The organism is Candidatus Magnetominusculus xianensis, assembly GCA_001541255.1.
In the GTDB taxonomy this organism is placed as follows: Bacteria; Nitrospirota; Thermodesulfovibrionia; order Thermodesulfovibrionales; family Magnetobacteriaceae; genus Magnetominusculus; species Magnetominusculus xianensis.
Window position 1 is genome coordinate 1 of record LNQR01000109.1, and the last position, 13,488, is coordinate 13,488.

A 13,488-nucleotide genomic window follows, 5' to 3' on the forward strand; every position below is an offset into this window, starting at 1 on the left:
TGATCTAACTTCCTACCGTCTAATTCTCTCATCATTTATCATACCATTTTGCTTAATTTTATGTCTACTTACTTGTGTACTTATTAATAATTAAGGAGAGATATTAAGTTCCGGGGCACTGATAGACAAACATACGCTGGGGAATCAACGCTGGGTTTAACAGGAACGAACGCTGTTACATTTTCTAAACTACGCTATATCCTTAATTAAAAGGCAAACGCCTTACCCTGTGGCGTAGTTCTTCTACGACAACTATTGCCCCTTTTTCAATGTCATAGCTTGCATCTTCTAATACCCTGCTCAGACGCTCTATCACGTGAGGTGTCATGGTATTATGAAGTCTGAAAATAATTATACCTATAGTACAGCCACTGGAAAATGCCATTATCTCGCCAAAGTCAAGATCAAACGTTAAAACTACACGTTTTTCAGTAAAGGCCTTTTGAAATATTTTCCCGTTTGGCAATCTCTGCAACCCCTCTTCACGAAGGTGTACAGCGTCATGTCCTTTCTCTCTGAGCCACTCTACAACCCGCCATGAAACACCCATATCTGCTAAAAATCGCATCTTACAGGTGTATCTCTTCCTGCGTGAGCCATGCGGCGTACAGAAGCGCTTGGCGCAGGTCATCTGGTTCAAGGTCTGGATAGTCCGCAAGTACCTCATCCGGCATCGCACCGTGCGCAATCTGTCCGAGGATGACTGAAACAGGAATTCTCATCCCGCGAATACACGCCCTGCCGCCCATAATCGCGGGGTCAAAGGTGATACGATCAAATTCTAACATATCTGAACACCTCCATGCGGACATGCCGCTTTGTCCTGCAACCCATTTATCATCATTTCCAAAAACTGGTTAATTCTGCTAATTACGCCGTCACCATCGACTCTGACCCTGTTCTGTCGTGTAGTGTTGCAATTGCACAATTGGGGCTATTCTCTCTACTAATTTCTTTCATAACATTATTATAACGCAAATGTTATAGTCATTACTATGTTTTTCCTGACTGAGTAGGGCAACTGTTAAAGTTGGCATCAGGCTGCGATTTCTTAAAATCTACAAACTTGTGCTATAATGTATTAATGGAACTCAGCGACATTACAGCAAAACTCATGGCTCACAAGGCCGAGTTGAGACAGCTTGGCGTGGAACATCTCTACCTGTTTGGCTCAACCGCATGTGGCGAGGCGCGCGAGGACTCTGATGTTGATCTATTTTTTGATCATCCTGAAGGGTCGATAGGACTTTTTGAGTTAATCGATGTAAAGGAAGCCGCTGCACGAATACTTGGGCGTAAAACTGACATAATGACGCGGCGCAGTCTGCACCCTGTATTACGGCAGCTGATTGAGAAATCCGCACTGCAAGTGTTCTAATGCCCAAACCTTCACATCTGCTACGTCTTACTGATATTATCGAAGCCCTTGAGCTTATTCGAAATGAAATGGCCGATGTGACGCTCCATGAGTTTGAATCTGACAGGCGCAGGCAGTGGATGATCGAGCGCGGTATTGAAATTATCTCAGAGGCCAGCCGTCATCTGCCCGACGCATTGAAGAAGCGTCATTCTGAGATTCCATGGCCAAAGGTGGCTGGGATCGGCAACATTTTACGCCATGACTACGAGCGCATTGCATACGATGTGCTGTGGCACGTGGTGAGAGACGACCTGCCAGTCTTGGAAAGTGTCTGCCGCGAAGAACTGGCAGCGGAAATAGCACGAGAACAAGATCGTAAACCCTAATTAGCTAAGACGATATAGTGGTTTAATAGTAAAAAGGGGAAAGGGTTATATACCACATTCCCCCTTCTGAAATCATCTGTTAAACTGCTGCTGCCATTGCCTTTTCGGTCTCTTTGAGCCATAGCAGTCTTGAACCGTTTACCACTGGCAGGTTTGCCGTCTGTGTGAATTCCGCAGTGTTTACATCCAGTCCATCCACCTTTGCAAATGGCTTTATAGATTTGGCTGCCTTTACATTAACCGCGTCTTCGATTTCCTTCTGACTTGGTTCAGCTATGTCTGCCCCAGATGCCTTTGCCAGTGCAATGGCTATTTCACATTGAGTTTTGGCCTCACCCTGCGGGGGTACCATCTTTGACAACTGCCTCAGCCTTCCCATGTAATCTACTATAGTGCCGCTGCGCTCTAAAAATGCCGCAGATGGAAGCACCAGGTCAGCCTCTTTAGCCAGTTCTGTCAGGTGAGAGTTCGCTACGATAAGAAACTCGAGCTTCGGTCTCTTATCTATAGGCACGTCTCCTGCCACATAGAGCGTCTTTACGCCCCCAGATACCATAGCCTTATAGTTTACGCCATTTCCTTTTAAATTCAGGGCGGTTACACCCTTTGCGTTTGCCTCAACCGGAATCGAGAGCGCCGCCCCCTTCATCGCTGCCACGTTTTGGGCTGCCCCAAACAATGCCGGTGACGATATGATAACAGGATTTTGCGCCTCTGTGTACATTACTGCGGCTTTCTCTATATCTTCTGACACTGAAGCCCCTGCAACGTCAAGCCCTTTTGGCAGCGCCACACCCTTGTCTGAGAGTGCCTTTGCGAGGTTCTTTAACATATCGGCCTCGCTGCCTTTTAGCGCTATGTCAGCCACAGTTGCTATCTTTACGTCATCAGAGTTAATCACTATCACCTTGGCCTTCCTGTCAGCCTTTGTGCGTATCAACGCATCAAGCGCCGGGTATACGCGCTCCCACTGATTCGGGTTCAACCCGGCGACTACCATCAGGTCAGCAGTCTCTAAATCCACCGCATCGCCAAGCAGTGTTGCTGCATCGCCGTAGAGAGATACCGTCGAGTCAATACTGTCGATCGCGGCCTTAGCCGCATATGCCTTAATAGCAGCCGCGTCCTCGTTAGTTATCGAACCGGAGGTTATGATGCCGGAGTCCTTGCCTTTCATCTTCTCTGCCGCAATCTTTAAGGCATCATCCCATGAGGTCTCTTCAAGTTTGCCATTTACGCGCTTCATCGGCCTAAGTAGCCTGTCATGCGCGCTAAGGCTGTCAAACCCAAAACGCCCAGTTGCACATATAAAATGGCCTGCCCTTGCGTCGCTTCCGCCCGCCCTTATCTTCATTATATCGTTACCCTTCTTGTATATCTTTACTGTGCAGGCATCACTGCAGGAAAGGCATACCGATTCGAGTTTTTCATATTCCCATTCCCTGCCCTTTCTCCACCTGTCCGCCTCAAGTAATGCGTTTACCGGACATACATCGACGCAACTGCCGCAAAACGTACAGTTGGACTCATGAAGCGGCCTGTCGTCTGCCGTTGATACCTTCGAGCCAACCCCGCGTCCCATGAAATCCAGTACCGACGTGCCCTGTTCTCTGCATACCCTTACGCAGCGCCCACAGAGAATGCAATAATCAGGGTCGCGCTTGATAAACGGATTCTTGTCGTCTACGGCAAAGCCGAATTTCTTTCTGGTAAACTGAGACTCCTGTATCCCAAACTCATAGGCGTAGTTTTGTAAATTACAAACCGCTGCCTTCGTACATGTCATGCAGTCAAGCGGGTGCATGGACAGTATCAGGTCTATTACGAATTTCCTTACTTCCTGTATCTTTTCGCTTTCTGTGACTATGTCCATGCCCTCTTTGGTCTTCATGATGCACGCCGTCATCTGCCTGCCGCCCACTTCAACCAGACACATTCTGCAGGCACCTATGCCTTTCATCCCCTCAAGGTAGCAGAGGTTTGGTATGTGAATACCTACAGATTGCGCCGCTGTTATCAGGTTTATCCCCTCGGGGACCTGATACGGCTTGCCGTTTATCTTAATGTTTACAAGGTCTGCCATTACTCCTCCTTATTTCGAAATATATGTTTTTCAATATGTTCAGGCCTTTACGGTCTCTAATACCTTCTTATCGACTATCTCTATCGCCCCATACCTGCAAACCCTGAGACACTCGCCGCACCTGGTACATCGCATATCCACTATCTCATAGGGGATAAAGCCCGAGAGATGCGCGATTTTCTTCTCTCCCAATATAGCATAGTCCTTACAGACCACCCTGCACTCATCACAGGATACACACTTGTCTGGGATCACCTTATACTGAATGCTCCCCTTGCACTCCCTGTCCGTACAACCGCCCGCTACGTGGATGTCATAGATTTCAGGGGTCTTGTCGAGAGTTTCTATTATAAACTTTGCCGTGTCCTTGCCCTTCTTACACATCGAGGACTCAAGCATAAACGGGGCAAGCTGTTTTATTACCTCAAGGTCGCGCGCTGTTGCCTCAGCATTTGAGAGCTTCTGAAATCTTATCCTCATCTCATAGCTTCCCATCGGACAGGGCAGACACCGTGCACACATCGGGCCGTCTATAAACTCATTGAGAAACAAGAGAGCCTTCTGAACAATGCACCTATACTTATTCGTATCCTCTGTTATCTCTTTTAAATCCTTCTCTTTCTCAGCCATCTTATCTATCTCCCTACACCGGCTTGTTTCTTGACTTTTCCTATTTTCACTGCCCCTATTGGGCACGCCGTAAAGCAGGCCTTACACTTTGTGCACATGTCCTGGTCTATGAAATATGCCCTTCTGGACTCTTTCACCGCGTTAAAGGCACAGGCCTGTTTACATAGGCCGCAGAGGAAACACTCCGAGTGGTCAATCGTAAACGTACCCAGACCGCTACAAACCTTTGCGCGGCAGTACTTATCGTGGACATGCTCCTCGTACTCCTCTCTGAAATACTTCAGTGTTGAGAGAATAGGGTTCGGCGCAGACTGCCCCAGCCCGCATAGTGAGCCTTTGCCAACAAGACGACATATCTTCTCAAGACGCTCTATGTCCCCCGGTTCACCCTTGCCTGCCGTTATCTTTTCAAGTATCTCCAGCATCTGATACGTCCCTACCCTGCAGGGCGGGCACTTGCCGCATGATTCCTCCTTCGTAAACGACAGGAAGAACTTCGCCACATCCACCACGCACGTATCCTCGTCCATTACGACCATGCCGCCTGAGCCCATCATCGACCCAACCTTAGTCAGCGAATCAAAGTCTACCTTTAAATCCAAATATTCCTCGGGCAGACACCCGCCTGACGGTCCACCTGTCTGCACGGCCTTGAACTTCTTGCCGTCAAGGATGCCCCCGCCGATGTCAAATATTATCTCCCGCAGGGTAATCCCCATAGGGACTTCCACAAGCCCCGTGTTTTTTACCTTGCCAGTTAATGCGAAGACCTTCGTGCCGGGGGAATTCTCCGTCCCGATGCTCTTAAACCATGCAGCGCCGTTTTCTATAATAGGCGGTACACAGGCATATGTCTCTATGTTGTTGAGATTGCTTGGATAGCCCCATACACCACCGCCCGGTTCGGACAATCTTGGCGGACGCGGGCGTGGGAATCCCCTCTCACCCTCTATCGATGCCACAAGCGCCGTCGATTCACCGCATACGAACGCCCCGGCCCCTTCTCTTACTTCTATGTGGCAGGAGAAGTCCGTACCCATTATGTTATTGCCCAGAAATCCCATCTCCTCTGCCTGCTTAATGGCATGTTTGAGATTCACAACCGCCAGCGGATACTCGTGCCTGACGTAAACAAACCCATAAGTTGCCTTTATTGCATAGGCACACAGCAGCATTCCCTCAAGCAGCCCGTGCGGGTCTCCTTCCATAATAGACCTGTCCATAAATGCGCCAGGGTCGCCTTCGTCGCCGTTTGCTATGACGAATTTAAGTGTACCTGGGGCCTTCTTTGAGTGCTTCCACTTCTGTCCTGCCGGAAAGCCTGCACCACCCCTGCCCCTTAGATTTGCCTTGTCCACTTCTTCGAGGACTTCGTCGGGGGTCATCGAACTCAGGGCCTTTGCCAGGGCTGAGTAACCGCCTACGGCTATGAAGTGATAAATCTGGCGAGGGTCTATAACACCGTTATTTTTCAGCGCGATTCGCATTTGTTTTTTATAGTACGGCACCGTGTCTACCATCTCACACGGCTCATCTGCAACAGAATCCCTATAGAGGAGTTTTCTTATAGGAAACCCGCCCGATATAGTAGCCGAGACGATTTCATGGGCGTCTGAGTTTTTAACCTTCTGGTAGTAGTAGCCCCACGGCTCTACCTTCATCACAGGGCCTTGCTGGCAAAACCCCTGGCAGCCGGTCTTCACTATCTCTACGTGCTTATGACTTGCCTCAAGCTCATGCTCTAAGTCAGCTGCTACCTTGTGCGAGCCGGTGGCGGCGCACGCAGTGCCGCTGCACAACCTTATCCGGGGCACATCCTCCTTGAATGTCTCTTCTTTGAGGAGCAGCCTTAGATTGTCGAAATCCTCTATGCTCTTAATTTTCTCCATGTGCCACGCCCTCTTCTTCTATCACATGTATCAGGTGTTTTATCTTCTTCGGGCCTATTGTCCCCATAACTTCTTCATTAACTGTTACCACGGGAGCAAGGCCGCAACAGCCCACACAGCCCACAGTCTCAAGCGTCAGCTTAAGGTCTGGCGTAGTCTCACCGGCCTTTATATGGTAGTGGTCTTTGAGAGCATGTTCCACTTTCGCTGCCCCCCTGACGTGGCAGGCCGTCCCTGTACAGACCCTCACTATCTTCTTTCCACGAGGAGAGAAGTGAAACTGCTTGTAAAAACTTGCCACGCTGTATATCTCAGCCAGAGGAATGGAGATCTTCTTTGACAGCGCCCTTAATATGTCTTCAGGCAGGTAACCGTTTTCCGCTTGTATCTTATGGAGCGTAGAAATCAGTATCCCCTTTCTCTTGTCATGGTCACATAGAACCTTACTGACAAGGCCTATCGACTCATTGACATCAATTGCTTCTATATTCATTACCCCCTCCCATTAGGACGCAGCCTGTTCTTTTTCCAGCTTTCTTCTGTCTGCCATTGTCATAAGCACCCTTTCGGCGCCGAACTTGCCCGGCTCGTATTTCTTTAGTTTCAGGGCGTCTCTCTTACCATCTATCGCGGCAACCGTCTTTTCAAATATCACCTGGGGGTCATTTATAAATTCGAGTTTGCCGCCGAATCTCTTTTCCCAGAGATCTGTCTTTATTTTTTTAACAACGCTGCTTGCCTCAACCGGACTTTCTGAACCGAATATTACGTACATCCCTGAGGCTACGAAATATACCCCTATGGCCAAGGCCTTTTCACTCATCCACTCAGGGGCAATACCTACGGCTGGCAGATCGGATATATCGTCGCCAAGCCCACCCTCTTCTACCATATGCGAGGCTATCGTCAGTATTCTTGAGTTATCTACACATGCCCCAAGATGCAGTATTGGTGGAATCCCTATTGCAACGCAGACTTCTCTGAGCCCAGGGCCAGCCTTCTCCAACGCGGTCTCCGGCGTCATATATCCTGCCTTCGCACACGATGCAGCGCCACAGCCGGTTGATACCACCAGGATGTCATTTTTGATAAACTCTGTTGCAAGATAGTTGTGATAGCTGTCCTGAGCTATGCGCGGGTTGTTGCAGCCGACTATGCCGACTACGCCTCTTATGCGCCCGGCCATTATTGCGTCGTTTAGCGGCCTGAATGAGCCTCTGTAGCTGCCGCCCTGCATATACTCTATATATTCGTGGGAGAAACCGGCTATTAACGGCTCAAAGCTCGACACACGGCTTCCCTCTGTTGTACGGTTTGGATAGTTATCGCAGGCAAGCCTCAGTATCTCTCTGGCAATATCCTTAGCCCTGTGTTCGTCGTATTCAATATGAATGGCATCTATCATCTTACCCTTGAGAGAGGTAGTGATTACCTTGGTGTGGAACTTCTTTGCGATTTGGGCAATGGCAGGCATAATGCACTGCACATCTACCACCATAGCCTCGGCAAGTCCGGTCATCACAGAAAGCTCCTGATTTAAAAACCCACCGGCTGTTGGAATGCCGTGACGCATCATCACCTCGTTTGCTGTGCAACACATACCAACAAGGTTTATGCCGTTAGCCCCTTTGCTCTTAGCGTATGCAACTATGTCCGGCTCGGTCGATACCTCCACTACCATCTCTGCAAGCGTAGGTTCATGCCCATGAAGAATGACATTGACCTCGTCGCCTTTCATAACGCCTATGCTTGCGGTGGAGTGTACCGGTGTAGGAGTGCCAAACAATATATCAGTGATGTCGGTGCTGAACATACAGCCGCCCCAGCCGTCGGCAAGGGATACCTTTATGGCGGACATCATGAGGTTTTCCGGTTCCTGGTCAACACCCATATGTGTGCGATGCATGGCCTCAGCCACTTCTCTATCTATGCCGCGCGGTGTGACACCCCATTTTTTCCATATCTCCTGGCGCTTTTTCGGCGCCCTTTTCACATACGAGACCTCACCCTTTTGGCGGCCAAAGTTCTCAATTATCTTCTCGGCGACTTCCTTACCAAGCTGCTCTTTTGTCTTTCCTTCTGTTGGAATTTCCAGAATGCCCGCTACTTTTTTCAGCTTCTTCACGTCTTTTATCTGGAAGTCCTTTGCCTCTCCTGTTGCCGCCTCCAGTAAAGTAAACGCCATATCTCTGGCATGGTCGCTGTGTGAGGCTGTCCCGGCTGCACACATCCTCAGAAAGTTTCTTGCCGTTACCACTGGCAGTGTTGCCCCGCATATACCGGCTGCCGTTTCCTCGGCATCAGGCCCTACAAGTCTGCATGGCCCCATATAACATATCTTACAGCAGGCCCCCGTATGACCAATCGGACATGGCTTCAATGACTCCGCCCTGTCAAAAGCAGACTTAACCCCATGCTGCTTGCCCCATTCAAGGATCTCTTCAGCTACTTTATCGACACTTTTCAAATTCTTTATATCTTCCATGAAAGGCCTCCTTATTTAACGCTGTTTACAGGTCAAACCTGCCTAAAACATCGACGGCATCGTAAGTGCCGGATGGTCAACAGAGGCAAGGAACTCAAGGAGCTTTTCACTGTCCTCGGCCACTGTCTCGTCGGCTATTTTGTCAAGGAAGTCCGGTACACCCTCCTCCTGCGCCCTCTCTATAAAGGCATCCCTTATTCTTTCCTTTAAGGCCTTTGTCATCCATACAACGCGTTTTAACCCGCCGTCACCGTAGAGAAACTTCCTGCTCGTGATAAAGTTTACCCCTATTCCCATAAACCCCGGCGTCTGTACACCACCGCCAACCGTGCCGGCAAGAGATGAGAATTTCATGCCTATCGGCGTCATCCCCGTGTGTCCCCTTTGCACTACCATAACTCCATTGGCCTCGGGCACTACGCACATAATACACTCAAAGCAGCCACACGATGTCATCGGGTTTTCCATTATCGTATAGGCGTTCATCGTATCGAGGGCGCCACCGGTTGATGCCTTGATGTACACATCAACACCCGTCCACCGGCCATATTTCTCATCAAGCACTTCACCCTTTGTTATAGGCTGGTTACCGCCAGAGGGGTCTATTCCAAAGGCAGCCTTGCAGTCAAGCCAGTTATACGCCCCGCACAGTCCAAGACGCTCAGGCGTTATAACACATGTATGGCTTGGGGCAAAGGACTGACACAGCAGACACGAGTAGAACAAATCCACAGACTCATCTGTCAGTGAGCCAAGCCTCTGGTCTCTGTCCTTCCACACCTTGCGTGCCTCTTCACGTGTTTTTACTACATCTGCTTCGTCTGTAAACAGAGTAACCTGAACCTTATCGACGATAGCCTTGAATCTGCTATGAGTCATCGTGTGCTGAATCTTTGCTATGTCCTCAAGGGTGAATCCCTCGGCCTTGGCCGCCTTGCTTATGCGCAGCCAGTTGACATCACGCTGGCCCATGTGCCATATACCCTGCCCCTCGTTTATATTGTGATGGAGCTTTCTCTCCATTATCGGCTCATAGTCAGGCTGCATCTCCCTGCCCGCTACCTCTACGTAAATGCCCAGTGGCATCGCACCGCCAGCCTCGTAGCGCTCCTTCCAGTTATCACCTTTGATGATTATCTTGCCATCTTCTATCTCATCAAGCTCGCGGCTTCTTATGAACTCATATGCCGGTGTCTTGTTACCACCAAACTCTATGAACGTATCCTCTTTCCTTATCCTCTCACCCTCAAACGCAGGGCCGTAGGCTATTGGAATCGGCGGCTTGTGGGAGACTATCTTAAGTCCCCTGACCTCTATGGCCTTAGAGACTATCTTAGCGTGGTCGTATTCCTTGTCAACCTCTTCATATGTACACACTCCGGTTGGGTGAATTACTGGTACGTCGCTGTCGCAAATGGCGGGGAATCCCATGTTTATGGCCCCTGCGCCAGTTGCCCATTTCACGTCGTCAAGCGGCCCAAGCGGCAGGGCAAAGGCAAACACCCTGTCCTTCGTATATTTCAGACAACCCTTATAATCGCCCGGCTTTACGCCGCCGTATATCATGGCCGCCCTCACCGCCCAGTCAAGGGCGTAGAGCGTATGCTCAGTTGTCGTACCAAGCGGCACTACATAGACATCCCAGCCAAGTTCAACCTTCTTTCTTTGTAACTGCCTGGTTATGGTCTCGCCGTTTGACATGCCGGAGAGAAAGACAAGGATGTTTTTCTCCTGCAGCTCCCTTACAATACGTGCCGCAGTGTCATCGTCCGGGGCAGCCCCAACAATGGCCGCAAAGCCGGGCATTCTGCCGTCAACCAGCTGAATACCAAGGTTTCTCTGTATCGTGTCGGTTATAAACCCATTATAGATTAATCCTGTAACTGGGTCTTTCTCCGGCTCAAGACCCTCCAGATACCGCATCGCAAGCCATATCTCCTCGGCAAACAGGGTTGCCATACCGCTGTCTAACGCCTCGCCAAGATATGGGGTCCATTCTTTTTCCACAGGCTCAGGATGCAGCAACTCCTTTGCCATCATCAGGGCCTCTTTCATATCATTCAGAGTCTTTACTGCGAAACCCGTCATCGCGTAAATCATCGGCAGGTAGAACGCCGTATCTGGAAACTCGAACACGTAGTCCCCGCCCTTTTCTGCTATATGCTTAAATAACAGCTTCTCGGCCTCATTGAATACCTTATGCGCACCCCTTATTGCCCCGGATGCTATGATCTTTGACATCTCAACCTCCTTAAAGTCTCGTTACAGTTATTTAGGACAACCAATACGTCCTACTTGCGCCTTATGCAGTGCGTGATTTCAGATAGCTTGGCAGCGCGTTAGCCTCTCTTGGGCCGACGGTTATCTTCCATCCTTCGAGTTTTTCCTCCAGTGCGCCGCTCAATATAGCGACGTAGCCGGGTATTATCAACTCCTTATTCGCTATCTTACCCTCAACGCCGCTGTCCTTTATGAAGGCGGCTATCTTCGAGGCGGTAAACTTCCCTGCTGCCCATGCGGTCAACACAGAAAGCCCCTCGCAGTCCATAATAGCCAACCATGTGGGAACCTTGCTGTTTTCTATCTCTCCGGCCACAATAAAATAGGTCAGCGAGAAATTCGTCGTAACTATGAGCGGGGATTCCGCCTTCGGGCTGCCTATCTCATAGACCTTCTGCTCTACCTGCATCGGTACCTGCGGGTCTGTGTAAATATTCTGCCTCAGTGTGAACATTACCAGGTTTTTCCACTTTTCAGCGCTCGATAACACCACTACAGCGGCATACTTGGCGATGCTAAGCCCGGCAATCAGGGTCTCAAGCATGTTATCCTCTCTTACGGCTATGTTTATCACAGGGTAGCCGAGGCTCTTGTTGCCCTTCTTTAAGACTGCGCGCCTGATGTATGTGTTATGCTCTACCATCTCTTTTGCCGTCTTTGCCCCTGAATCAAGCACAATGTCCTCGACCCCTAGACCCTTGACCTTGTCTGATAATGTTGACAGTGCGTCAAGACCGTCGGCCTTTATGCCAAGAGACGCGCCGCTTGCCTTTGCAAGTTTTGCCATTTCCTCTGCATTTGCCTCTGTAGCGCCGTAAAGGAGCGGTTTCTTGCCCGCAAAATTGGCTATTGCCGCCTTTGCCGCATCGACATTTTCTGTACTTAGGATAACTGCAACGTCAGGTGCCTTTGATGCAACAGCCTTGGCCAGGGCATCAAACTTCCCCGCGTCATTAGATTCATTGACAAGACAGAGGGCGTCTATCTTTAACTTCTGCCCTACCCTGTCAATCTCTGAGGTCAGACATTCGCTTATCTTAGCCGCTGCTGCATCATCGCCGTCGGTGTCTTTTATCGTTATCGCCAATATGGATGGGTTTACAAACTTCTTCTCATGGCGAAACAGCACAGTCTCTTCTCCAACCTTAACAGCACGCGCCCCGGCGCCTATGGTAATTGGTCTGATGGGCGGGGCTGAGGCCTCGCCAAGCTTCTGCTTTGCATCTTCGGATACGTCAGGGCAGGCATCGAGAGAGGCCTTCCTCTGCGCTAGCTGCATGGCAAATGCAAGGCATGTCGGAAACCCGCACTTCTTGCAGTTTGTCTTGGGCAGCATTTTGAATATTTCGACTCCAGTTAATGCCATATATTTTAACCTCCAGAGATTTAGTCTGATTCCACTCTTATATTCTGACCGATGTTACATCATCTCATTAATAAACGCTTCTACTGCCGCAACTGCCTCCGGATGCCTCATAATGAGAAGCTCCGCACCGGACATAAGCAGCGCTGTGGCCGTCTGAGCCTCCCAGCCTATGCCGCGCTCCTTTAAGGCGCCCCACATCGGCAGTGTATCTTCAGAGGCTGATACCTCTTTTATCTTCCACACGTACATGCCGACATCACCGACAATGGGCTGCTGCATCGTAACGTCATTTTGTGTCAGTGCTGCAAGTCTTATCCTCTCCATGACCGTGTACGTATATTCAAGTCCGTAGCCCAGCGCTGAACACATCGGGTCTATGATTATCTTCTCTTTGTTAAACCCAAGCTGTGTTATCATTATATTAAGCTGCTTGGACAGGTTAATGTCCAGCTCGGACATGGCTATGAGCAAGTGGTCATGCGCCATGGCGGCAGCAGCTACAGTCTTATAGTTTGCCTCCTGTGCCTTGCCGATGACGCAGTTGCGCCCCTTTGCAACCTCTGCTGTCTTTACCAGGACTTCGGTGTCCTTTTCCACATGGTTGCTGCCCAGAATTATCAGGGGAACGCTTACCGCATCCAATACCTTCTTAACCGTTTCGGCAGCCTCAGCCGCTGAACGGTTGCCGTTGTCCGGGTGTGTGCCTGCAAGACGCAGGCATATCGCCTTTGCATTGAACTTTTCCACACAGAATTTTGCCCATGTAACAGGGTCGTCTGAGACCCCAGCGTATATCTCTCTTACCGTATCCGGCCAATCCACCGGCGCTATGTCCATCACATCGAAGGCTATGACCGGCTTGTTCGGTACTACACCCTCAAATCCGTGAAACGGTAATACGTTCTCGCCGCCTATGGTGACGGCCTTATCCCCAGTGCCCATGGTTACTGAATATACCTTACCGGTATTTGTCTCTTTTGGCGGCGTGAATGCCATTTACCCCTCCATA

General features: G+C 49.8%; 12 protein-coding genes. 2 read left to right on the forward strand and 10 right to left on the reverse strand.

Annotated features, from left to right (window positions below):
- Positions 1-202: 202 nt before the first annotated feature.
- Entirely contained in the window at positions 203-568 is a 366-nt protein-coding gene (locus tag ASN18_RS13910) for a DUF5615 family PIN-like protein (RefSeq protein WP_085053389.1), read from the reverse strand.
- Between the two features lies 1 nt (position 569).
- On the reverse strand, positions 570-788 hold the full coding sequence (locus ASN18_RS13915) for a DUF433 domain-containing protein (protein WP_085053390.1): 219 nt from the start codon (positions 786-788) through the stop codon (positions 570-572).
- Positions 789-1,084: 296 nt separating this feature from the next.
- On the opposite strand from ASN18_RS13915, the gene ASN18_RS13920 reads away from it, so the two are divergent.
- Positions 1,085-1,378 (forward strand): nucleotidyltransferase family protein, encoded by a 294-nt coding sequence (locus tag ASN18_RS13920; RefSeq protein ID WP_085053412.1) that lies wholly within the window; start codon positions 1,085-1,087, stop codon positions 1,376-1,378.
- Positions 1,378-1,746 carry a HepT-like ribonuclease domain-containing protein gene (locus tag ASN18_RS13925; RefSeq protein ID WP_085053391.1) on the forward strand — a complete coding sequence of 123 codons (369 nt, stop codon included), beginning with the start codon at positions 1,378-1,380 and terminating at the stop codon, positions 1,744-1,746. Before ASN18_RS13920 ends, ASN18_RS13925 begins: the two co-directional genes overlap by 1 nt.
- Positions 1,747-1,825: 79 nt before the next feature.
- Here the strand turns inward: ASN18_RS13925 and ASN18_RS13930 are convergent, their stop codons facing one another.
- The 8 genes from ASN18_RS13930 to ASN18_RS13965 form a co-directional block, all read right to left on the reverse strand.
- Entirely contained in the window at positions 1,826-3,829 is a 2,004-nt protein-coding gene (locus tag ASN18_RS13930) for a molybdopterin-dependent oxidoreductase (RefSeq protein ID WP_085053392.1), read from the reverse strand.
- A 39-nt stretch (positions 3,830-3,868) separates the two neighbouring features.
- Complete coding sequence (locus ASN18_RS13935; RefSeq protein ID WP_085053393.1) at positions 3,869-4,459, reverse strand: NADH-ubiquinone oxidoreductase-F iron-sulfur binding region domain-containing protein; 591 nt, start codon at positions 4,457-4,459, stop codon at positions 3,869-3,871.
- 5 nt (positions 4,460-4,464) lie between these two features.
- Positions 4,465-6,348, reverse strand: a complete 1,884-nt coding sequence (locus ASN18_RS13940; protein ID WP_085053394.1) for a NuoF family protein — start codon at positions 6,346-6,348, stop codon at positions 4,465-4,467.
- On the reverse strand, positions 6,335-6,841 hold the full coding sequence (locus ASN18_RS13945; RefSeq protein WP_085053395.1) for an NADH-quinone oxidoreductase subunit NuoE family protein: 507 nt from the start codon (positions 6,839-6,841) through the stop codon (positions 6,335-6,337). The genes ASN18_RS13940 and ASN18_RS13945 overlap by 14 nt, the downstream gene beginning before the upstream one ends.
- Before the next feature lie 12 nt (positions 6,842-6,853).
- The gene (cooS, locus tag ASN18_RS13950) at positions 6,854-8,833 is read right to left on the reverse strand and encodes an anaerobic carbon-monoxide dehydrogenase catalytic subunit (RefSeq protein ID WP_085053396.1); all 1,980 of its coding nucleotides are present in this window, start codon (positions 8,831-8,833) and stop codon (positions 6,854-6,856) included.
- Between the two features lie 42 nt (positions 8,834-8,875).
- On the reverse strand, positions 8,876-11,074 hold the full coding sequence (acsB, locus tag ASN18_RS13955; RefSeq protein WP_085053397.1) for an acetyl-CoA decarbonylase/synthase complex subunit alpha/beta: 2,199 nt from the start codon (positions 11,072-11,074) through the stop codon (positions 8,876-8,878).
- Positions 11,075-11,135: 61 nt separating this feature from the next.
- Positions 11,136-12,479: an acetyl-CoA decarbonylase/synthase complex subunit gamma gene (acsC, locus tag ASN18_RS13960; protein ID WP_085053398.1), complete on the reverse strand. Its 1,344-nt coding sequence runs from the start codon at positions 12,477-12,479 to the stop codon at positions 11,136-11,138.
- A gap of 54 nt (positions 12,480-12,533) precedes the next feature.
- Complete coding sequence (locus ASN18_RS13965; RefSeq protein ID WP_085053399.1) at positions 12,534-13,475, reverse strand: acetyl-CoA decarbonylase/synthase complex subunit delta; 942 nt, start codon at positions 13,473-13,475, stop codon at positions 12,534-12,536.
- Between the last annotated feature and the right edge of the window lie 13 nt (positions 13,476-13,488).

Bases quoted from the DNA above. Each gene is read 5' to 3' on its own strand.
- ASN18_RS13910 (WP_085053389.1), bottom strand. From the start codon at position 568: ATGCGATTTTTAGCAGATATGGGTGTTTCATGGCGGGTTGTAGAGTGG.
- ASN18_RS13915 (WP_085053390.1), bottom strand. From the start codon at position 788: ATGTTAGAATTTGATCGTATCACCTTTGACCCCGCGATTATGGGCGGC.
- ASN18_RS13920 (WP_085053412.1), top strand. From the start codon at position 1,085: ATGGAACTCAGCGACATTACAGCAAAACTCATGGCTCACAAGGCCGAG.
- ASN18_RS13925 (WP_085053391.1), top strand. From the start codon at position 1,378: ATGCCCAAACCTTCACATCTGCTACGTCTTACTGATATTATCGAAGCC.
- ASN18_RS13930 (WP_085053392.1), bottom strand. From the start codon at position 3,829: ATGGCAGACCTTGTAAACATTAAGATAAACGGCAAGCCGTATCAGGTC.
- ASN18_RS13935 (WP_085053393.1), bottom strand. From the start codon at position 4,459: ATGGCTGAGAAAGAGAAGGATTTAAAAGAGATAACAGAGGATACGAAT.
- ASN18_RS13940 (WP_085053394.1), bottom strand. From the start codon at position 6,348: ATGGAGAAAATTAAGAGCATAGAGGATTTCGACAATCTAAGGCTGCTC.
- ASN18_RS13945 (WP_085053395.1), bottom strand. From the start codon at position 6,841: ATGAATATAGAAGCAATTGATGTCAATGAGTCGATAGGCCTTGTCAGT.
- cooS (WP_085053396.1), bottom strand. From the start codon at position 8,833: ATGGAAGATATAAAGAATTTGAAAAGTGTCGATAAAGTAGCTGAAGAG.
- acsB (WP_085053397.1), bottom strand. From the start codon at position 11,074: ATGTCAAAGATCATAGCATCCGGGGCAATAAGGGGTGCGCATAAGGTA.
- acsC (WP_085053398.1), bottom strand. From the start codon at position 12,479: ATGGCATTAACTGGAGTCGAAATATTCAAAATGCTGCCCAAGACAAAC.
- ASN18_RS13965 (WP_085053399.1), bottom strand. From the start codon at position 13,475: ATGGCATTCACGCCGCCAAAAGAGACAAATACCGGTAAGGTATATTCA.